Source organism: Embleya sp. NBC_00896 (genome assembly GCF_045207785.1).
In the GTDB taxonomy this organism is placed as follows: Bacteria; Actinomycetota; Actinomycetes; order Streptomycetales; family Streptomycetaceae; genus Embleya.
The window spans coordinates 3,586,200-3,607,140 of the sequence record NZ_CP108776.1 but is presented as its reverse complement, the minus strand read 5'-3'; the positions used below and the strand labels follow the sequence as shown (position 1 = coordinate 3,607,140).

Annotated in this window: 17 protein-coding genes; 7 read left to right on the top strand and 10 right to left on the bottom strand. The window is 69.8% G+C overall.

Annotated elements, in window-relative coordinates; translation table 11 throughout:
• The first annotated feature begins 6 nt into the window (after window positions 1–6).
• Window positions 7–504 carry a phosphoribosyltransferase gene (locus OG928_RS16305; RefSeq protein WP_406284305.1) on the top strand — a complete coding sequence of 166 codons (498 nt, stop codon included), beginning with the start codon at window positions 7–9 and terminating at the stop codon, window positions 502–504.
• Here OG928_RS16305 and OG928_RS16300 read toward each other — a convergent pair.
• From OG928_RS16300 to clpB, 4 genes are all read right to left on the bottom strand, one after another.
• Window positions 480–1,094, bottom strand: a complete 615-nt coding sequence (locus OG928_RS16300; protein ID WP_406284303.1) for a bifunctional DNA primase/polymerase — start codon at window positions 1,092–1,094, stop codon at window positions 480–482. The two genes, OG928_RS16305 and OG928_RS16300, sit on opposite strands and share 25 nt — an antisense overlap.
• 249 nt (window positions 1,095–1,343) lie before the next feature.
• A complete protein-coding gene (locus OG928_RS16295) occupies window positions 1,344–2,315 on the bottom strand; it encodes a Yip1 family protein (RefSeq protein WP_406284301.1) in 972 nt (323 codons plus the stop codon).
• Window positions 2,316–2,545: 230 nt separating this feature from the next.
• Window positions 2,546–4,774: a (Fe-S)-binding protein gene (locus OG928_RS16290; protein ID WP_406284299.1), complete on the bottom strand. Its 2,229-nt coding sequence runs from the start codon at window positions 4,772–4,774 to the stop codon at window positions 2,546–2,548.
• A 379-nt stretch (window positions 4,775–5,153) separates the two neighbouring features.
• Window positions 5,154–7,772 (bottom strand): ATP-dependent chaperone ClpB, encoded by a 2,619-nt coding sequence (gene clpB / locus OG928_RS16285; protein ID WP_406284297.1) that lies wholly within the window; start codon window positions 7,770–7,772, stop codon window positions 5,154–5,156.
• A 165-nt stretch (window positions 7,773–7,937) separates the two neighbouring features.
• Between clpB and OG928_RS16280 the strand changes: the two genes are divergently transcribed.
• Window positions 7,938–8,603, top strand: a complete 666-nt coding sequence (locus OG928_RS16280; RefSeq protein ID WP_406284295.1) for a nucleoside/nucleotide kinase family protein — start codon at window positions 7,938–7,940, stop codon at window positions 8,601–8,603.
• Window positions 8,604–8,696: 93 nt separating this feature from the next.
• Here the strand turns inward: OG928_RS16280 and OG928_RS16275 are convergent, their stop codons facing one another.
• The 5 genes from OG928_RS16275 to dnaK form a co-directional block, all read right to left on the bottom strand.
• Entirely contained in the window at window positions 8,697–10,538 is a 1,842-nt protein-coding gene (locus tag OG928_RS16275; RefSeq protein WP_406284294.1) for a TIGR03767 family metallophosphoesterase, read from the bottom strand.
• A 194-nt stretch (window positions 10,539–10,732) separates the two neighbouring features.
• A complete protein-coding gene (locus OG928_RS16270) occupies window positions 10,733–11,200 on the bottom strand; it encodes a heat shock protein transcriptional repressor HspR (RefSeq protein ID WP_406284292.1) in 468 nt (155 codons plus the stop codon).
• 1 nt (window position 11,201) lies between these two features.
• A complete protein-coding gene (gene dnaJ, locus OG928_RS16265; protein WP_406284290.1) occupies window positions 11,202–12,374 on the bottom strand; it encodes a molecular chaperone DnaJ in 1,173 nt (390 codons plus the stop codon).
• Between the two features lie 121 nt (window positions 12,375–12,495).
• Window positions 12,496–13,095, bottom strand: coding sequence for a nucleotide exchange factor GrpE (gene grpE / locus OG928_RS16260; RefSeq protein ID WP_406284288.1), 600 nt, complete (start codon window positions 13,093–13,095; stop codon window positions 12,496–12,498).
• Complete coding sequence (gene dnaK / locus OG928_RS16255) at window positions 13,092–14,942, bottom strand: molecular chaperone DnaK (RefSeq protein ID WP_406284286.1); 1,851 nt, start codon at window positions 14,940–14,942, stop codon at window positions 13,092–13,094. The genes grpE and dnaK overlap by 4 nt, the downstream gene beginning before the upstream one ends.
• Before the next feature lie 325 nt (window positions 14,943–15,267).
• Here dnaK and OG928_RS16250 point away from each other — a divergent pair, with 325 nt between their 5' ends.
• The 4 genes from OG928_RS16250 (at window position 15,268) to OG928_RS16235 (ending at window position 19,240) form a co-directional block, all read left to right on the top strand.
• Window positions 15,268–16,317, top strand: coding sequence for a hypothetical protein (locus OG928_RS16250; protein WP_406284284.1), 1,050 nt, complete (start codon window positions 15,268–15,270; stop codon window positions 16,315–16,317).
• Window positions 16,318–16,511: 194 nt separating this feature from the next.
• Window positions 16,512–17,309: a hypothetical protein gene (locus OG928_RS16245; protein WP_406284283.1), complete on the top strand. Its 798-nt coding sequence runs from the start codon at window positions 16,512–16,514 to the stop codon at window positions 17,307–17,309.
• A 91-nt stretch (window positions 17,310–17,400) separates the two neighbouring features.
• Window positions 17,401–18,240 carry a hypothetical protein gene (locus OG928_RS16240; RefSeq protein WP_406284281.1) on the top strand — a complete coding sequence of 280 codons (840 nt, stop codon included), beginning with the start codon at window positions 17,401–17,403 and terminating at the stop codon, window positions 18,238–18,240.
• Window positions 18,241–18,280: 40 nt separating this feature from the next.
• Window positions 18,281–19,240 (top strand): hypothetical protein, encoded by a 960-nt coding sequence (locus OG928_RS16235; protein ID WP_406284280.1) that lies wholly within the window; start codon window positions 18,281–18,283, stop codon window positions 19,238–19,240.
• Window positions 19,241–19,333: 93 nt separating this feature from the next.
• Here the strand turns inward: OG928_RS16235 and OG928_RS16230 are convergent, their stop codons facing one another.
• Entirely contained in the window at window positions 19,334–19,696 is a 363-nt protein-coding gene (locus tag OG928_RS16230) for a cupin domain-containing protein (protein ID WP_406284278.1), read from the bottom strand.
• Between the two features lie 119 nt (window positions 19,697–19,815).
• Here OG928_RS16230 and OG928_RS16225 point away from each other — a divergent pair, with 119 nt between their 5' ends.
• Window positions 19,816–20,904 carry an RNA ligase (ATP) gene (locus OG928_RS16225; RefSeq protein WP_406284276.1) on the top strand — a complete coding sequence of 363 codons (1,089 nt, stop codon included), beginning with the start codon at window positions 19,816–19,818 and terminating at the stop codon, window positions 20,902–20,904.
• Window positions 20,905–20,941: the final 37 nt, after the last annotated feature.

Below are 20,941 nucleotides of genomic sequence, written 5' to 3'. Positions count from 1 at the left end.
CCGGACATGAGTGACGTGCGCGAAAACCTGACCTGGCCGCTCTTCGGCCAGGCCACGCGTGAGCTGGCCATGCAGGTCGCGGACGACGGGTACGAGCCCGACATCATCCTGTCGATCGCCCGGGGCGGGGTGTTCGCGGCCGGCGCGCTCGCGTACGCGCTCGACGTGAAGAACCTGCACCTGGTCAACGTCGAGTTCTACACCGGCATCGGTACGACGCTCGACATGCCGGTCATGCTCGCGCCCGTGCCGGACGTCGTCGACTTCTCGAACAAGAAGGTGCTGATCGCGGACGACGTCGCCGACACCGGCAAGACGCTGCTGCTGGTTCGGGACTTCTGCGAGGGCAACGTCGCCGAGGTGCGCTGCGCCGTCGTCTACGAGAAGCCGCAGTCGCTCGTGAAGTGCGAGTACGTGTGGAAGCACACCGACGACTGGATCAACTTCCCGTGGTCCGTGCAGCCTCCCGTCGTCACCCGTCAGGGCCAGATCCTCGACGCCTGAGTGCTGAACCGGGTCAACGCGCCCAGCACGTCCACCGCGCCCGGCAGCCCGCGCTCGATCGGGTCCGGCGGGACCGCCCAGCGGGTCCGCTCGCCGCACGCGGTGGACGAGGGCGGGGCCGGTACGAAGTGGCCCACCGCGTGGTGGCGGACGTCGAACCGGGCCGCGTCGTTGTGGTCGACCGTGTACCAGTACAGGTTCCGCGCACCCGGGTCGACCAGGAACAACAACCGCTCGCTGGGCAGATGCAGGACCGGTCCCGGGGCCAAGCCGACCAGTTCGAGCTGGCGGATCGCCGCGTAGCCCACGTTCGCCGGGGCGTCCAGCACGTCGAATTCCAGGCCGCTCGCGAGCAGGACCGTGTACGGCTTGCCGCTCCACCACTCCCACACGTCGTCGGTCGACCGGGTGGCCCGGGTCAGTCCCGCCTCGGCGGCCGGGTGCGCGCCCGGGTCCGGACAGTCGACGTCCCCGCACGAGCAGCGGCCGTCCTCGACGTAGGCACCGGGCAGGACGGGCCAACCCCGATCCACGACGTAGAAGAGGGCGGCGGCCTGGAGCGCAGCCCGGGTGCGTTGCCGCACAAGCATGTCCGTTCCGATCCTCGCACCCGCGGCGACGAAGGGAAATCGCGCGCGGTTTGGATGTACTGCTACGAGTACACCGCCCGGAACGGTTGCCGAACAGATCCGCAACGCGGGTTCACCGTGCCGTTTGTGGTCCGCGTGGTCCACTTCCGGCACGGTTCGCCCGCGGGCTGACTCGGCGTCAGAAGCAGGTCGACGCCGGGCTTCGGCGCCGGGCCTCGCCCCGACCTCGACTCACGACGTCAGCGGGGCTCACGACATCAGCGGGAGCTTGAGCACCAGCAGCAGCGCGACCAGTTCGACCGCCACACAGCCCAGCGCACGCGGCCACGGCAGTTCGTGTACCCGCATCATCAGCACGGTCAGCATCCACGCGGTCAGCGCGAACGACGCGACGCCGATGCCGGTCACGATCGCGTTGTCGTCGGGCGCGAACAGCGCGACCGCCAGGCGCGGGGCGTCCGTGATCCACACCACCATCATCGACAGCGTGATGAACGGCCCGGGCGCGCCGTTGCCGCCGAACTGGGTGGCGAGCGCGTGCGATACGAGCCCGAGCAGCGCGCAGAACGCCGGCACCACCAGGACGACCATGCCGAGCGCGGGCACGCTCGTGCTCAGCGTCGAGTCGACCAGTTCCTTGCGGGACGAGTCGTTCGCCAGCACCGCGAGCACGCCGCCGAGCGCGGACAGGATCAGCGCCGGCCACCACAGCGCCTGGTCGCGGACGTCGTGCATGGTGCGCAGCGGGCGCAGCACGAGGCCGCTCAGGGCCTCTTTCCAGTGCAGGTACCGCGGCGGCGGGCCGCTGAACTGCTGCGGCGGCTGCGGGTAGTGCTGCTGGTGCTGGGGCGCGACCGACGGCACGACCGACGTGTACTCCTCGGGCGGCGCGCCGTAGATGTACAGGCTGGTCTCGTCCGGCAGGGACAGCGGACCGTAGTTCGGATCCCCGGAGCCGCCCTGACCGGAACGGCCCTGCCCGCCGGAACCACCCTGACCCGAGCCGCCGGAGCCGCCCTGGCCGCCATACCCGCCCTGCCCGCCGTACCCCCCCTGACCACCCGAAGGCGGCGGAGGCGGCGGAACCTGCTGCCCCTGCCCATATTGGCCGTTGTACTGGCCATACTGATCGCCGTAAGCCCCGCCGTGCTGAGGTGGGTAACCCTGGCCGGCAGGCGGGGGCTGTTGCCGGTACGGGTCGTAGGGTCCATTGCCAGTCACACCAATGACGGTACCGGCAGTTCGACCTGTGGTGTCGTACCGGGATGGTCGTAATTCGGGCACAAAACCCGAGCCCGAGCCCAGCCCGGAATCGCGCTCCGAACCCCCGCTCCGAACCCCTGCCTCGAACCCCGCCCCGGACCCCCGCGCCGGGGCCGCCCCGAACCACGATCGCCGCCGCCCCCCCCACCCAGGGGAACGACGGCGATCGCCGAACGACGCGCAGCGACCTACTTGGCCTCGGCGTCCTCGAGCACGTCCTCGGCCGCAGGCGGCTCCGGCACCTTGACCGACTGGAGCAGCAGCTGCGCCACGTCCACGACCTGGAGCTCTTCCTTCGCCTCGCCCGCCTGCTTCTTGGCGTTGATCGAGTCGGTGAACATCACCAGGCAGAACGGGCACGCGGTGGAGACGATGTCCGGCTTGAGGGACAGCGCCTCGTCCATCCGCTCGTTGTTGATCCGCTTGCCGATCCGCTCTTCCATCCACATCCGCGCACCGCCGGCGCCACAGCAGAAGCCGCGCTCCTTGTGCCGGTGCATCTCCTCGTTCCGCAGGCCCGGCACCCGCGCGATGATCTCGCGCGGCGGCGTGTAGACCTTGTTGTGCCGACCGAGGTAGCAGGGGTCGTGGTAGGTCACCAGGCCGTCGACCGGACCGACCGCGATCAGCTTGCCCTCGTCGAGCAGGTGCTGGAGCAGCTGGGTGTGGTGGATGACCTCGAAGTGGCCGTCCAACTGCGGGTACTCGTTGGCCAGCGTGTTGAAGCAGTGCGGGCACGTGGTGACGATGCGCTTCTTCGGCGCGTCCTCCAACGCGGCGTTGAGCGTCTCGACGTTCTGCGCCGCGAGCATCTGGAAGACGACCTCGGAGCCGAGCCGGCGCGCGGAGTCACCGGTGCAGGACTCCTCCTTGCCGAGGATCCCGTACTTGACCCCGGCGATATCGAGCAGCTCGGCGAACGCCTTCGTGGTCTTCTTCGGGCCGTCGGCGAGCGCGCCCGCGCAGCCGACCCAGTACAGGTACTCCAGCTCGGCGGGCTCGATGTCCTGGCCGACGATCGGGACCTCGATGCCGGTGGACTTCTTGAGCTCCTTGACCCAGTCGAGCCGGGCCTTGGTGGCCACGCCCCACGGGTTGCCCTTGTTCTCCAGGCCCTTGAGCATCGTCGCCGCCTCGGACGGGAACGCGCTCTCGATCAACACCTGGTAGCGGCGCATGTCGACGATGTGGTCGACGTGCTCGATGTCCACCGGGCACTGCTCGACACACGCGCCGCAGGTCGTGCACGACCACAGCACGTCCGGGTCGATGACGCCGTTCTCCTCGGCGGTGCCGATCAGCGGCCGCTCGGCCTCGGCGAGTGCCGCGGCCGGGACCTTGGCGAGCTGCTCCGGGGTGGCCTTCTCGTTGCCCTCTTCGTCCTTGCCGCCGCCCGCGAGCAGGTACGGCGCCTTGGCGAAGGCGTGCTCGCGCAGCGACATGATCAGCAGCTTCGGGGACAGCGGCTTGCCGGTGTTCCACGCGGGGCACTGCGACTGGCAGCGGCCGCACTCGGTGCAGGTGGAGAAGTCGAGCAGGCCCTTCCAGGAGAAGTGCTCGATCTGGCTGACGCCGAAGACCGCGTCGTCGGCCGGGTCCTCGAAGTCGATGACCTCGCCGCCGGACGTCATCGGCTGGAGCGCGCCGAGCGCGACCGCGCCGTCGGCGTTGCGCTTGAAGTAGATGTTGAAGAACGCCAGGAACCGGTGCCAGGCGACACCCATGGACGGGTTCAGGCCGATGGTGGCCGCCCACGTCATCGAGATGACGATCTTGATCATCGCGACGAGGTAGATCAGGTTTTCCAGCGAGCCCTCGGAAAGCCCGCCGAACGCGGAGACCAGCGGGTAGCTGACCCAGTAGCCGGGCTCGTACGCGTCGACTCCCGAGAGCGCGCCCTCGAGGCCGCGCAGCAGCATGATGCAGACGCCGACCGAGCCGACGACGAACTCGACGAAGTACGCCTGGCCGAAGTTGGATCCGGTGAACCGGCTCTTGCGCCCGGCCCGGCGCGGGTGGGTCAGCTGACGGATCACGATCAGCACGAGGATGCCGACGATGGTCATCAGGCCCATGAACTCGGTAAAGGCCTCGAACACGTCCCAGTGCCCGAGTCCCCACAGCGCGAACTCGGGCGAGAAGAGCTGCCCGTACGCGTTGACCAGGGTCAGGATGAGGGCGCCGAAGCCGACCATGACGAACCAGTGGGCGGCGCCGATGATGCCCCAGCGGAGCATGCGGGTGTGGCCGACCGTCTCGGTGAGCATCGTGCCCAGACGCTTGCCGGCCTGACTGGTCCGGCCGCGGACGGGCTGCCCGAGTCTGACGAACGAGAAGATGTATGCGGCGGTGCGCCCGAGTAGGGCGAACCCGACCACGCTGATGACCAGCGAGATCACGATCGCTGCGAGCTGCATGGGCGTTCGGCTCCTCCGGTGGGACGTCCCTTCCGGGGCGTGTATCGGCCGACAGCGTACGGCCGTGCGGGTATCTTACCCACTGGTAACTTAATCACTGACTCGATGATATCTGTCACGCCGACGCTACCGGCTTGGCGGGTTTTGCCCGCTTCGTCCGAGGCTGAGCGATCTTGTCGTGTCCTGGATCCGACTCGACCGCCATTTGTGTGACGCACCGTCAGATCTGTAGTCATGCATGCTGCCATGCCACGGCGCCGGAACCTTCAAGAGGTCCCGGCGCCGTGGTCACCATCGGTCTTCGCATCCTGCCGTACGCCGCGATCCGCCCGATCGCGGCGTCCCGGCGCGCGCCTTCACCGCGTCCCGCGGAGCACCCTCACAGCGTCTTGGCGCTCGCCCTTCGCGGCGTCACGACCAGCGTGTCGCTCGCCCCGTCCAGGTCGACCAGGACCGTGTCACCGTCGGCCACCTCGCCCGCGAGCAGTTCGCGCGCGAGCTTGTCGCCGATCGCGGTCTGGATCAACCGGCGCAACGGACGCGCGCCGTACGCCGGGTCGTACCCGGTCAGCGCGAGCCACTCGCGGGCCGCGTCGGTCACCGTGAGGGTGATCCGGCGGTCCTTGAGCCGGGCGCCGAGCCGCTCGACCTGGAGCCCGACGATGTGCGCCAGCTCGGCGGTGCCCAGCGCGTCGAACAGCACGATGTCGTCGAGCCGGTTGAGGAACTCCGGCTTGAACGAGGTCCGCACCACGTCCATGACCATCTGCCGCTGCTGCTCCGACGTCAGCGCCGGATCCACCAGGTACTGCGAACCCAGGTTCGAGGTCAGGATCAGGACGACGTTGCGGAAGTCCACCGTGCGCCCCTGGCCGTCGGTCAGCCGGCCGTCGTCGAGCACTTGGAGCAGCACGTCGAAGACCTCGGGGTGGGCCTTCTCCACCTCGTCGAGCAGCACGACCGAGTACGGCCGACGGCGCACCGCCTCGGTCAGCTGGCCGCCCTCCTCGTAGCCCACATAGCCGGGCGGCGCGCCGACCAGCCGCGCGACCGAGTGCTTCTCCGCGTACTCCGACATGTCGATCCGCACCATCGCGCGCTCGTCGTCGAAGAGGAAGTCGGCGAGCGACTTGGCCAGCTCGGTCTTGCCCACGCCCGTCGGGCCCAGGAACAGGAACGAGCCGGTCGGGCGGTCCGGATCGGCGATCCCCGAGCGGGCCCGGCGGACCGCGTCGGACACGGTCGCCACCGCGGCCTTCTGGCCGATCAGTCGACGGCCCAGCTCCTCCTCCATCCGCAGCAGCTTGCCGCGCTCGCCCTCCAGCAGCCGCCCCGCCGGGATGCCGGTCCAGGACGAGACCACGTCGGCCACGTCGTCCGGGCCGACCTCCTCCTTGACCATCGCGGTGCCGTGCGTGCCCCGGTCGCCCTCGGTCGCGGCGGCCTCGGCCAGCTCGCGCTCCAGGGTCGGGATCTGCCCGTACATCAGCTTCGAGGCCGTCTCGAAATCGCCGTCGCGCTGGGCCCGCTCGGCCTCGCCGCGGGCGGCGTCCAGACGCTCCTTGAGCTCGCCGACCCGGTTGAGGCCGGCCTTCTCCTGCTGCCACCGCGCGGTCAGGCCGCTGAGCTGCTCCTGCTTGTCCGCGAGATCCTTGCGCAGCCGCTCCAGGCGGTCCCGGCTGGCCGCGTCGGTCTCCTTGTCGAGCGCCATCTCCTCCATCCGCAGCCGGTCGACGGCGCGCTGCAGCTCGTCGATCTCGACCGGGGACGAGTCGATCTCCATGCGCAGCCGCGACGCCGCCTCGTCGACCAGGTCGATCGCCTTGTCGGGCAGGAAGCGCGCGGTGATGTAGCGGTCGGACAGGGTCGCCGCGGCGACCAGCGCCGAGTCGGCGATCTGCACCTTGTGGTGTGCCTCGTACCGGCTCTTGAGCCCGCGCAGGATCGCGATCGTGTCCTCGACGCTGGGCTCGCCCACGAAGACCTGCTGGAAGCGGCGCTCCAGGGCGGGGTCCTTCTCGATGTGCTTGCGGTACTCGTCCAGCGTGGTCGCGCCGACCAGGCGCAGTTCGCCGCGCGCGAGCATCGGCTTGAGCATGTTGCCCGCGTCCATCGAGCCGTCGCCGGTCGCGCCGGCGCCCACGACCGTGTGCAGCTCGTCGATGAAGGTGACGACCTGGCCGTCGCTCGACTTGATCTCGTTCAGGACCGCCTTCAGCCGCTCCTCGAACTCGCCGCGGTACTTCGCGCCCGCGACCATCGCGCCCAGGTCCAGCGCGATCAGCCGCTTGTCGCGCAGCGACTCGGGTACGTCGCCCGCGACGATGCGGCGCGCGAGGCCCTCGACCACGGCGGTCTTGCCGACGCCGGGCTCGCCGATCAGGACGGGGTTGTTCTTGGTCCGGCGGGACAGCACCTGGACCACCCGGCGGATCTCCGAGTCGCGGCCGATGACCGGGTCGAGTTTGCCGTCGCGGGCCTCCTCGGTCAGGTCGCGGCCGTACTTCTCCAGGGCCTGGTAGGTGCTCTCCGGGTCCTGCGAGGTGACCCGCGCGCTGCCGCGCACCGCCTTGAAGGAGTCCAGCAGTGCCTGCGCGGTCGCCCCCGCGTCGCGCAGCGCGTCGGCGATCGGGCCGGTCCGGCCGGACGCGAGGCCGACGAGGACGTGCTCGGTGGACACGAACGTGTCGCCGAGCTTGTCGGCCTGTTTCTCCGCCTCGTCGAGCGCGAGCATCGTCTCGCGGGCGAGTTGCGGAGCGGCCACCGTTGAGCCGGACGCGCTCGGGAGGCGATCCGAAATCTGGGCGGTGGCGACCTTGAGCAGCGGTACGTCGACGCCGGCCGCGCCGAGCAGCGGGACCGCGATCCCCTCCGGCTGTTCGAGCAGGGCGAGCAACAGATGCGCGGGCTCCACCTGGGGGTGTCCCGCGGCGGAGGCCTTGCGGATGGCGACCGAAAGGGCCTCTTGGGCCTTGGTGGTGAGCTTCTGTGCATCCATGGGAGGTGTGCGACTCCTTCGCTTCGGGCACGCGTTGGCACGGCCATCATTCCGTCGGTGTCGCGTCTGTATCGCACCCGAACGGCTCTTTGACTGTGACAACCACAACTAAGTTGAGTCTATTCCACTCAACCGTGCGTGGCCCCGGTTGCCTAGACTGCGGACATGCCAGATGTGTCCGGTGCCCTCGAAACACTCGACGCGCTCGCGGATGCGGCCGTACTGCTCATTCCGGACACGCCCGGGGCTCCGCGTGTCGTGCTCGGCCTCGCCGGTCCGCCCGGGGCCGGGAAGTCCACGCTCGCGAGCCGCCTGGTGCGCGCGATCGAGCAGCGGGTCGGGCCCGGTGTCGCCGCCTACGTACCGCTCGACGGCTTTCACCTGTCCAACGCGCAGCTCAAGCGGATCGGCCGACTGCACCGCAAGGGCGCGGTGGACACCTTCGACGTGTGGGGCTACGCGAACACGCTGGCGCGCGTGGTCGACGAGGTCGACCGGGACGTGTTCGTGCCCGACTACGACCGCACGCTGCACGAGCCGGTCGCGGCCCGGCACGTGGTGCGGCCCGGCACCCGGATCGTGGTGACCGAGGGCAACTACCTGGCGCTCGACGCCCCCGGCTGGACCGACGCCTTCGGCCTGATGGCCGAGGTCTGGTACGTGCACGCCTCCGACCGGGTCCGCGACGAGCGGCTGACCAGGCGCCAGCGTCGGGGCGGTCGCAGCCCCGGCGAGGCGATGGCCTGGGTCGCGGGCAGTGACCGGCCCAACGGCGAACTGGTCAAGCGCTCGAAGTCGCGCTGCGCTCGGATCGTGACGGTGGCCTGGTAGCGGCGCGATCGCCCGCCCGAGCCGCCCGAGCCGCCCGAGCGGGCCGAGTGGTCCGAGCCGTGCCGTCTTGCGCCCCCGCCCCCGCCCGTCGAGTTACTTGAGCCAACCCGGCGCCGGGACCAACAGCTCGACGTTGCGGTCCTCCACCCGGCCCCGGCGCCCGTCGACCTTCGGGTCCGGGCGTTCGCGCTCCTGCCAGTCGTTGCCCGCGAGCTCGCGGGCCAGCGCGGCCAGGGCGAGCGGGTTGTCGACCTTGCCGCCGTGCGACTCGGGCCCGGCCGAGTCGACGATCGTGCCGAAGATCGAGACCGTCCCGTTCCTGTTGTCGGCGATCTCCACGATCCGCGCCTGCGACGGCCAGTCGATGTGCGACGCGGTGTTGATCTCCCAGAAGCCGCCGGGCACGGCGCTGCCGGCCGGGCGCGGGTAGGGCTTCACGTTGTTGTCGTGGGTGTGGCCGTTGACCCACAGGATCACGTTCGGGAAGCGCAGCAGCAGCGCGAGCACCTGCGGCCCGAGGATGCGCGCGGGCTGCCCCTTGGGCACGGTCTTGTTGGTCAGCGTGCCGATGGTGTGGTGGCTGAACAGCACGAACAGCTTGTCCTGGCCGGTGCCCTGGACCACCTTGCCGGCCTCGTCGAGGTAGCTGGAGCTGCCCTTGACGAGCTGATCCTGGAGCCACGCGAACTGGGTCGGGTCCAGGCAGCCGGAGTCCTTGCCGTACTGGTTCACCGTGTCCAGCACCAGACAGCGCACCGAGCCCTGGTCGAACGTGTAGTACGCGGTGGTCTGGTCGATGTTCTGCTGGGTGAAGCCGTGGCCCTTGGGCAGGCCGGTGGTGTTGAAGTGCTCCTTGATCGTCTCCGCGCGATCGACCAGGCGCCGGTCGGGGTCGGCGGTCACCTTGCGCTTGGGGCCCGCGAGGAGCAGCGCGAGCGCGTCGGGCTTGCCCTCCTGGAGGCCCAGGCCGAGCGTGGCGATGGTCTGGCCGGTCGGGAGCGCGAGGTCGAGCACCTTCTCGTCGCCGACCGCGATCCTGCTCAGCAACTCGCTCACCGGCAGGTTGCCCTGGACGAGCCCGTCGTGGTTGCCGTACGCGGTGTACCACGGGGTCTTCAGGCCGGTCGCGTCGAACGGGCGGCGGCACGCGTCGAGCAGGCCCGGCACGGTCGGGTAGCCGAACTTCCCGCGCGGGAGGTCGTCCTTCTGCCCGGCGGGCGTGCCCTCGGGATGCCAGTAGCGCTCGTTGTACGCGACCGCGTCCATCGGGCCCTCGTACTTGTTCTTGTCCCCCGAGTCGGGGGTGACCTTCTTGCCGCCGTCGAGCACGTCTATGTACCAGCGCAACTCGTTGAACTGGATGTTGTCGGTGTTGTCGCCGGTGCAGATGGTGAAGGCGAGCGGTTGGCCCAGGGCCGGACCCTTGCCTATCCGGTTCAGCGACTGCACCATCGCCTCGGCGATCTGCGCGGTCAGCGCCTCCTGCGGGCGGTGCGACGACTGGAAGGGCAGCAGCTTGGCGAGCGGCTGGTCGGCGTCGCTGTGCCGGTCCAGGAAGTCCACGCGCGCCGTCGACTGCGAGTCCTGTATGTGGATGTCCGTCAGCTGGGTGAAGGCGACCAGCGACTTGCGGGTGCCCTTGTCGGCCGCCGGGGCACCGGGGGAGAGCTCGGCGCGCACCATGTGCGGCTCGCCGGGGCCGGCCACGATCTTGCGGTAGCCGCCCGCGCCGGGAGGGCCGAGCACGAGCGTGCGCTCCAGCGTGGTGCCGGCCGGGGCGGCGGCGTCGCTCTTCCTGGCCGGATCACCGGACTTCGGGGCGTCGGTCTGCTTCTTGTCCGGCTTGGCCTTGGCATCGTCGGTGCACGCGGCCACTCCGACCAGTGCCGCACCGGCGGCCGAGTACTTCAAAAGATCCCGACGATTCGGCTTCATGCGGTGACCCTACTGACGCGTATTGAGCCGCATCAAGGAACTCTTGCCGGGAGCGTGCGGGGGAGTGCGTCGAGGGCGCACGGGGAGAGTGCGTGGGGAGAGCGCGCGGGGAGGTCGCCACACGCGAAAGAGGGGCGCGGCCGAAGCCACGCCCCTCCATGCCCGTCGACGGCCCGCCGGTAGTCGGTCGGTCGTCAGTCGGCCCGTCCGCGCCGTGGCTTCCACACCACGAGCGCGGTGCCCGCCTGCGGCCGGACCGGCACCAGGTCGCGTCGGTAGGACGCGTGCACGGCCGCCTCGCGCTGAGCGCTCGCGTCGGTCGCCTCGTGCAGCGCGTGCTCCATCTCGGCGACCCGCATGCGCAACGCGAGCACCTGGTTCTCCAGTTCCAGGATCCGCTTGATCCCGGCGAGGTTGATGCCCGCCTCCTGGGAGAGCCGCTGCACCTCGCGCAACTGGACGATGTCGCGGGCCGAATAGCGCCGCCCGCGACCGGCCGTGCGGTCCGGTGAGACCAGCCCGAGCCGGTCGTACTGTCGCAGCGTCTGCGGATGCAGGCCGGAGAGCTGCGCGGCCACCGAGATCACGTAGACCGGGGAGGTCTCGTCGATCTCGAAGCCGCGCCCCGGCCCGCCGATGCCGCCCAAACCGCCCGGTCGCATGTCATGCTCCCTTCGCCGCGTCCAACAGATCGGCTCGGGGATCGTGCGCGACGGTCGCCTCGCGGAACGCCTCCAGCGCCTCGCGCGCCTTGTCGTTCAGCTGTTGAGGCACCGTCACCTCGATGGTGACCAGGAGGTCGCCCCGAGTGCCGTCCTTGCGTGCCGCTCCGCGCCCGCGAACCCGCAGCGTGCGGCCGTTGCCCGTGCCCGCGGGGAGCTTGAGCGTGACCGGTACGCCGCCCAGGGTGGGCACGGTGATCTCGGCCCCGAGCGCGGCCTCCGGGAAGGTGACCGGAACGGTGACCGTGAGGTTGTCGCTCTTGCGTCCGAAGACGGAGTGCGCCTTGACGTGGACCACGACGTACAGGTCGCCCGACGGGCCGCCGCGCTCGCCGGGAGCGCCCTTGCCCTTGAGTCGGATCCGCTGCCCGTCCTGGACCCCCGCCGGGATCCGCACCTGCATCGTGCGCGAACTCTTGGCCCGACCACTGCCGTTGCACACGATGCACGGGTCGTCCACGAGCAGGCCGCGACCCTTGCAGTCCCGGCACGGATCGGAGAAGCCGAAGCCGCCCTGGGGCCGGCTGACGTTGCCCGAGCCCGCGCAGGTCGGGCACATCCGCGGGGTGGTGCCCGCGGCCGCGCCCGTGCCGTTGCAGTGCCGACACGGCTCGGAGCTGGTCAGCCGGATCGGGACGGTCGCGCCGTCCACGGCGTCCGCGAAGTCGAGGGTGACCTCGGACTCCACGTCGGTGCCGCGTCGCGGCTGCTGCCGCCCGGTCTGCCGGCCGCCGCCGAACAGGCCGCCGAAGATGTCGCCCAGGCCGCCCGTGTTGCCCGCGCCGCCCTGCTGGCCACCGAAGATGTCGCCGAGGTCGAACGGAAAGCCACCGGCGCCGGTCTGCCCGCCGCCGGGGCCGCGGAAGCCGCCCCCGCTGCCGAACAGGGCCCGCGCCTCGTCGTACTCCTTGCGCCGCTTGTCGTCGGCGAGCACGTCGTAGGCCTCGGAGATCTCCTTGAACCGCTCCTCCGCCTTCGCGTCACCCTTGTTCTTGTCCGGGTGAAACTCGACGGCGAGCTTGCGGTAGGCCTTCTTGATCTCGGCCGTGCCCGCGTCCTTGGGGACGCCGAGCACCTTGTAGTAGTCCTTCTCCAGGTAGTCCTTCGTACTCATGCGCCCCTCGCCGATCGGTCCGGGGTGCCCTCGAACTCCGAGCGCCCGTTTCCGGATTCATACCACCCGCGCATCGGCGTCCCTCCTCTCCGCTTCTCGTTGTCTGGTTCTCGGCGACGGTTCAGCTGTCGGCCGTTTCGCCCGACTCCTCCGGACCGCCGTCGTCGTCGGCCTCCGCGGTGGGCTCCGCGACCGCCACCCGCGCCGGACGGATGATCCGCTCGCCGACCTGGTAGCCGGGCTGCAGGATCTCCACGCACGTGGGCTCGGTGACGTCGGTCGCGTACGAGTGCAGCAGCGCCTCGTGCACCGTCGGGTCGAACACGTCGCCCTTGGATCCGAAGCTCTGCAGCCCCATCTTGGCGACGATCGACTCCAGCGACTCGGCGACCGACTTGAAGCCGCCCGCCAGTTCGCCGTGATCGCGGGCCCGACCGATGTCGTCGAGTACCGGAAGCAGCTCGCTCAGGACCTTGATGGCGGCCAGTTCGCCCGCCACGTTGCGGTCCCGCTCGACGCGCTTGCGGTAGTTCGCGTACTCGGCCTGAAGCCGCTGCAGGTCGGCCGTGCGCTCGCCGAGCTGGTTGCGCAGCTCGGCCAGTTCGGCCGCCCCGGGGGCCGGGGCCGCCGCCGAAGCGGCGGTCCCGGTTTCCGGCTTCGGCTCGGCCTCGTGGGCGTCGCCCGGGACTGCGCCCTGGTTCGAGCCGGTCCCTTCGGTCACGCAGCACCCCCCTTGCGGTCCTCGTCGACGATCTCGGCGTCCACGACGTCGTCGTCGGCGGTGCCGCCCGAGGCGTCACCGGACCCGTCGGGGCCGGCCTCGGCGCCCGGCTGGGCGTTGGCGTACATCGCGGTGCCGAGCTTCTGGCTCGTGGTGCTGACCTTCTCCGCGGCGTCGCGGATGGCGGCCAGGTCCTCGCCCTTGAGGGCGTCCTTGAGCTCGGTGACCGAGGTCTCGACCTCGGCCTTGATGTCGGCCGGGACCTTGTCGCTGTTGTCCTTGATGAACTTCTCGGTGGTGTACACCAGCTGCTCGGCCTGGTTGCGGGTCTCCGCGGCCTCGCGACGCTGGTGGTCCTCCTCCGCGTGCGCCTCCGCCTCGCGCATCATCCGGTCGATGTCGTCCTTCGGCAGGCCCGAGCCGCCGGTGATCGTCATCGACTGCTCCTTGCCCGTGCCCAGGTCCTTCGCCGACACGTGCACGATGCCGTTCGCGTCGATGTCGAAGGTGACCTCGACCTGGGGCAGTCCGCGGGGGGCGGGCGGCAGGCCGGTCAGCTCGAACATGCCGAGCTTCTTGTTGTACGCGGCGATCTCGCGCTCACCCTGGAACACCTGGATCTGCACCGACGGCTGATTGTCCTCGGCCGTCGTGAAGATCTCGGAACGCTTGGTGGGGATCGTGGTGTTGCGCTCGATCAGCTTGGTCATGATGCCGCCCTTGGTCTCGATACCAAGCGACAGCGGCGTCACGTCCAGCAGCAGGACGTCCTTGACCTCACCCTTGAGCACACCCGCCTGAAGCGCGGCACCGACGGCCACGACCTCGTCCGGGTTGACGCCCTTGTTCGGCTCCTTGCCGCCGGTCAGCTCGCGCACGACGTCGGCGACGGCCGGCATCCGGGTCGAACCGCCGACGAGCACGATGTGGTCGATCGCCGACAGCGGGATGCCCGCGTCCTCGATGACCTTCTGGAACGGCACCTTGGTGCGGTCGAGCAGGTCCTGCGTGAGCTGCTGGAACTGCGCCCGGGTGAGCTTCTCGTCCAGGTGCAGCGGACCCTCGGCGGAGGCCGTGATGTAGGGCAGGTTGATCGAGGTCTCCATCGAGGAGGACAGCTCGATCTTCGCCTTCTCGGCCGCCTCGCGCAGGCGCTGGAGGGCCATCTTGTCCTTGGACAGGTCCACGCCGTGGGCGTTCTGGAACTGCTTGACCAGGTGGTCCATGACCCGCTGGTCCCAGTCGTCGCCGCCGAGGTGGTTGTCACCGTTGGTGGCCTTGACCTCGACGACGCCGTCGCCGATCTCCAGGAGCGACACGTCGAACGTGCCGCCACCGAGGTCGAAGACGAGGATGGTCTGCTCGTCGGCCTTGTCCAGGCCGTACGCCAGCGCGGCCGCGGTGGGCTCGTTGACGATGCGCAGCACCTTCAGACCGGCGATCTCGCCGGCCTCCTTCGTGGCCTGCCGCTCCGCGTCGTTGAAGTACGCCGGTACGGTGATGACCGCGTCGGTGACCTTCTCGCCGAGGTAGGCCTCGGCGTCGCGCTTGAGCTTCATCAGGATGCGGGAGCTGATCTCCTGCGCGGTGTACTTCTTGTCGTCGATGGCCACGGACCAGGTGGTCCCGACGTGGCGCTTGACGGACCGGATGGTCCGGTCGACGTTGGTGACGGCCTGACGCTTCGCCACCTCGCCGACCAGGACTTCACCGTTCTTCGCGAAGGCAACCACGGACGGTGTGGTCCGCGACCCCTCCGCGTTGGTGATGACGGTCGACTCGCCGCCTTCCAGAACGCTGACGACGGAGTTCGTCGTACCGAGGTCGATACCGACCGCACGTGCCATGATTCGGTTCCTCCACGGGGAGAGTTGAGTGCTTGTGGCTCAAGGATGAGCCGTCCGATCCAACCGGTCAAATCGCTTGAGTATTCCTGACTCAACTTTAGTGCCTCTTCCCCTGTGAGGGGCGGGTACGCGCAGGTTGATCCTCGGTCGCGGACGCATGGCGTCATCGAAACGTTGTGCGCAAGCGGAGACTTATTTAGGTGAATGTCGCCACAAACGTCACCCTGGACCCCTGCGCCCCCGGCACACCCGTGGCAGCATGTCTGCGCCTGATGCCTGCCAAGCGAACGCCAGGCGAAATCCAAGATCCGAGGGGGATCTCCCGATGACCGATGGTCAGGGCTACCCGCCTGTACCGCCGATGCCGCCCGGCCCGCCGGGACAGCCGGGGCAACCGGGTCAGCCCGCCCCGCCGCAGGGCCCGCCGCCCGGTGGCTATCAGCAGCAGGGCGGCTATCAGCAGCCGGGCGGCTACCAGGAGCCCGGTCATTCGCCGTACCCGCAGTACAGCCAGTACGGGCACTACCAGCAGTACGCGCAGAACCCGGATCAGGCGTCGGGCCCGTACGGCGGGCCGCCGGAGCCGGGGCGCAATCGCAAGAAGGTGATCGGCACCTGGGTCGCCGTCGTCTCGGCCGGGATCGTCGCGTCGATCCTGGTCGCGGTGCTCGGCTTCAAGGACCCGACCGAGAAGAAGGACCCGGCCGCCGACAAGAGCCAGGTGCCCGCGCCGGTCGCGACGGGCAAGGTCGCGAACCCGACCAACACGGCCGCCACGGGCCCCAAGAAGGTCGACATCACCAACGAGCTGAAGATCCCGGCCACGCTGCCGCCGATCACCGGCCCGAAGGTCACCGGCATCACCGTCGACCCGAAGACCTGGCCCAAGGCCTGCGACCTGCTGACGGACGAGGAGATCAAGTCGGTCGTGCCCGAGTCCTCGGTGCGCGAGCGCAAGAGCTTCATGGGCCGGTACTCGAACATGTTCGGCACCAGCGTCAACGACAACGAGTGCGACATCATGATCGACCTGCCGAACCTGCAGTCCTACGACTACCCGGCCAAGATCAACATCACCACCTACGGGTACAAGACGCCGGCCGAGCAGAAGACCTCCTTCGACAAGGAGAAGACTCAGCAGGAGACGAGCGCGAAGTCGTTCCCGACGCAGTACGACGACATCCCGGCCGACAAGATCGGGGTGGACGGCGCGTTCCGCGACAACACCAGGATCGAGTTCTACAAGAACGGCTTCCGGGTGTGGGTCACCGTGTCCGGGCAGATCGAGGACTCGCAGGGCACCCCGCTCAAGGGCAACACCATCACCCGTCAGTACGGCCCGTCCCTGGCCGCTGTCGTCGGGCAGAAGCTGTGAGCGGTGGTTGGCAGGGGCCGCCCGGACCCCAGCAGCAGCCGGGACCGTACGGCGGGGGCCACGGCCAACCCGGCCCGTATCCCCAGCAGCCCGGATTCCCGCCGCCGCAGCCCGGCTTCCCGCCGCAGGCGCCGGGCTTTCCGCCACCGGGACAGGGACCCTACGGTCACCCCGGTCCCCCCTACGGTCAGCCGGTGCCGCCGCGGCGCGGCAACCGGCTCGTGCTGTGGATCGCCGTCGTGGTGGTCCTGGTCGCGGCCGGCCTCGGCGGCTTCCTGCTGCTGAACAAGGACGACGACTCGAACACCGCGAACGCGGGCGCGAGCGAGAGCGGGAAGCCCGGTGCGAGCGGAGGCGGCACCGGGACCAAGGGCGGCGACGCCAAGGGCGGCGACTCCAAGGGCGGCGCGAGCGCGGCCCCCGTGGACAGGCCGATGGTTTTCCCCGCAGCGCCGCCGGCCGACGCCGGGCCAAAATTCAACGCGACCAACGATGGCAAGACCTGGCCGAAGGCATGCGAGATGCTGACGGACACCCAGATCGGGAAGGTCGTCAAGGGCGCGAAGGTCAAGTCCAAGAAGCCGGACACGACCGTCTCGGTCAAGTACGACTACCCCGGAGCCGTCGACAACCAGTGCACGTTCAGCCTCGAGGTACCGGACCCGGGTGAGGCGAAGTATCCGTCGTCCGCCAGGATCGAACTCACGCTCAACGAGGTCGGCACGCCCGCGACGGCCAAGGGGCACTACTCCGAGACCAAGCGCGACCGGACGCGCAAGCCGTTCGGCGTCTTCGAGGATCTGGGCACCAAGCTGGGCACCGATGACGCGTTCCGGGACGACGCGTACATCTACTTCTACAAGGGCCCGTACTTCGTACAGGTCTACCTCTCGTCCAGTGCGAGCGGGCCGGGCGGGGCGAGGTTGCCGTACGACGACTTCGCCAAGCAGGTCGGGCCGACGCTGATCGGCTACCTCGTGGCACGGATGTAACACCGCGGTCCTCGCGGTTCCCGCAGTACGGCACATCGGCGACAACGCGACGCGACAGCGCATGCGAACAGGCATCAGGAGGGGTACGGGGATGGTACGAATCGGGAACTCGGGGGGGAATCAATACGGCGGGCCGCCTCAGCAGCAGCAGCCGTACGGGCAGCCCGGCATGTACCAGCAGCCGTATCCCGGCGGTCCGATGCCGCCGCGCCCGCCGCGCAGCAAGCTCAAGCCCGTCCTGGGCTGGATCAGCGCCGTGGTCGGTGGCGTGCTGGCGGTGGTCGCCGGCGCGTACATCGTCGACGAGATCAACAAGCGCAACGAGAAGCCCAAGAAGTACGTCTCCGAGAACGGAGTGGCGTTCCCCGAGGGGTACACGCCGCCGCCTGGCGTGGCTTTCTCCGACGGCGCCAAGTTCCGGGCGTCCGGGGACACGAAGACCTGGCCCGACGCGTGCACGATGTTGTCCGACGCGGAGATCCAGAACGCCGTTCCCGGTGCCGCCATCACCGGCCCGCGCCAGGGGCAGAGGGGCAAGTTGCCCAAGAACTACACGTGCTCGGCGCAGATCAAGCTGCCCAACCTGGAGAACCCGTCGAGTCTCGGCAAGCTCACCATGACCATCGAGGCCCTCGGCGACGCCGGGCCGGTCAAGGACGAGTACGAGAAGGCCAAGGCGGCCGCGGCTCCGTACAGCGGCTACGAGGACCTCGCCGACAAGCTGTTCGTCAACAGCTCCTTCCGCCAGAACACGAAGCTGCACCTGTTCAAGCAGGGTGCGAAGCCGGACTCGCCCGGCTACTACGTGATCCTCGACGTCGACGCCAAGATCAAGGACACGACGGGCGCGCTGAAGCCGTCCGAGGCGTGGACCAAGGAGGTCGGGCCGGCACTCGTGCGCGTCCTCAACATCAAGATGTCGGACGACTGATTCGCCGTCCTTCGACGGTTCGTCACCACGGGAGCATTCGATGACCGGCCAGTACGACAGCCCGGGCTCCGGCCAATACTCCGGCCAGGGGCCGGGCTACCAGCCGCCCGGCTACGGACAGCAGCAGTCGGGGCAGTACGGCCCTCCGGGGCAGTACGGTCCGCCCGGCCAGTACGGCCCGCCGGGATATCCGCCGCCGGAGCCGCCGCGTCGCAATCGCACGAAGCAGATCGTCAGCTGGGTGGCCGTCCTCGCGGGCGGTATCGCCACGACGGTGATCGCGGCGCTGCTGATCAACGGTACGGACGGCAAGAAGCACGAGCCGCCCACGGCGCTGGTCACCGAATCCGGCCGGCAGTTGCAGAGCTTCGACCCGAACGCGGTCGGGAACACCCCGAGCGTGGCGCCCAAGGCCGGCGAAACGCGTCCCGCCGCGCCGCCCGCGCCCAAGAACGGGGAGAAGTACGCCCCGACCCCCAAGGACGCGAGCACCTGGCCCGACGTGTGCGACCTGGTCACCGAGGCGCAGATCCGGCTCGCCGTGCCCAAGGCCGGCAAGATCGACAGCCTCGGCACGATCACCGCGCGCAGCTCGATCGCGGAGGGTCCCGAGCCCATCCGCAGCACCTTGTGCGTCTACACCGTCGAGCTCCCCGAGCTGAAGGACCAGATCAACCCGCTTGAGATCCACGTGCGCATCCTTGGCGTGGACACCGCGACGTGGACCAAGGACCGCTACGAGAAGGACCTGGCGAGCGCGAAGAGGTCGTCCGCCGGCTCGACGCTCATGCAGTTCAAGGACTACGGCAAGACGCTCGGCATGGACGGCGCCTTCTACAACGGCGGTTACGTGAAGGCGTACAAGGGCGGTTTCTACATCCAGGTCGAGAAGATGAAGGGCGGCACCGGCGTGGAGCCGTCCGGGAAGTTCCTGAAGTCGGACGACTGGATCCCGGAGGCCCTCCCGAAGGCCATCCCGGGGATCGCCCCCAAGATCTGACGGCGGACCGGGCACAGGTCCCGCCGCCGCGACACGCCGAAGCCGAGCCGACCCACGTTCCCGGGCGGCTCGGCTTCGGCGTGTCGCGCCCGCCTACGCGTCGCGGTGGACGGTGTCCGGGGCGAAGCCCGGGAGACAGACCGCGATGTAGTCGGCGCCGTCGGCGCCCTTGGTGCTGTAGCGGACCCATTCGCCCGCGGCGGTGTGGATGCCCTGGCCGGCCGCGACCTCTTGGACACCGCCCTCGAACTCGACGGTCAGCACGCCGCGCAGGACGACCGTGTACTCGTCGAACTCCGGACGCTGGCCCGGCTCCTCCCAGCCGCCCGGGCTGGTCATGTGCGCGATGCTGAGCGCCTGGTCGCCGGAATTGACCCGGCCGACGTACTCACGGATGGTCTTGGGGATGTTGCCGGCGGCCTCGACGACCGTCGGCTTCTCGATGAAGTTCGGCATGCGTCCCATCCTGTCCCAGACCGTTCGAAAACCGTTGGCGGCCCGGCCCGAGCCTTTGGGACCTTGGAGCGGTCGGGGAGTCCACCCCGGTTCCTGTCCACGGGGGAAGGGGTCGACCCATGTCCACACTCAGGGTCACCGTCGAGCGGCTTGTCGTCCACACACATCCCAACGCCGACGCGCTGGAGCTCGCGCAGGTCGGGCTGTACCGGGCCGTCGTCGCGAAGGGCGCCTACGCCACCGGCGACATCGCCGTGTACATCCCGGAGCAGGCGGTGCTGCCGGACCCGCTGATCGAGGAGCTCGGGCTCACCGGACGGCTCGCCGGGAGCGCGCGCAACCGGGTCCGGGCGATCCGGCTGCGCGGCGAGCTCTCGCAGGGCATCGTGTGCCGGCCGGCCGCGCTGGCCGGCCTGGACCTGGAGGCCGCGCTCGCCGACGGGAAGGACTTCGCGGACACGCTCGGCATCGTCAAGTGGGTGCCGCCGATCCCCGTGCACATGAGCGGCGAGATCGTGGCCGCCGCCGACCTGTTGCCGTGGGTCGACATCGAGAACGTGCGGCGCTTCCCGGAGCTGTTCACCCCGGGCGAGCCGGTGGTGGCGACCGAGAAGATCCACGGGACCGCGTGCCTGTACACCTACGTGGCCGCGACCGGCGCGAGCCTGGTGTCCTCGAAGGGCTTCGGGGCGAAGTCGTTCGGGCTGGTCCGCGACGAGAAGAACCTGTACTGGCGGAGCGTGCTCGCGCACCGGGTCGAGGCGGCCGCCGCCGAGCTGGCCGCGCGCCACGGCGCGGCGCGGGTCGGGGTGTTCGGCGAGGTGTTCGGGCAGGGCGTACAGGACCTGGGGTACGGCGCGCAGGGCCGGTCGGAGCTGCCGGGCTACGCCGCGTTCGACGTCGTGCTCGCGGACGACAGCGGCGCGGTGCGGTGGCTGGACGCCGAGGAGTTCGCCGACGTGCTGGGCGGGCTCGACACGGTCCTGCCGGTGGTGCCCACGCTGTACCGGGGCCCCTACGACGAGGCCGCGCTGCTCGCGCTCGCCGAGGGCCGCGAGACCGTCTCCGGCACCGCCGCGCACCTGCGGGAGGGAATCGTGGTCCGCCCGGCCCGCGAGCGCCGCAGCGACGTCGTCGGCGGGCGGGCGATCGGCAAGATCGTGTCCGGGGCCTATCTCACCCGCAAGGGCGGCACCGAGTACGAGTGACGGTGACCGTGCGCCGTCGCGGCCTCGCGCCCTGGGC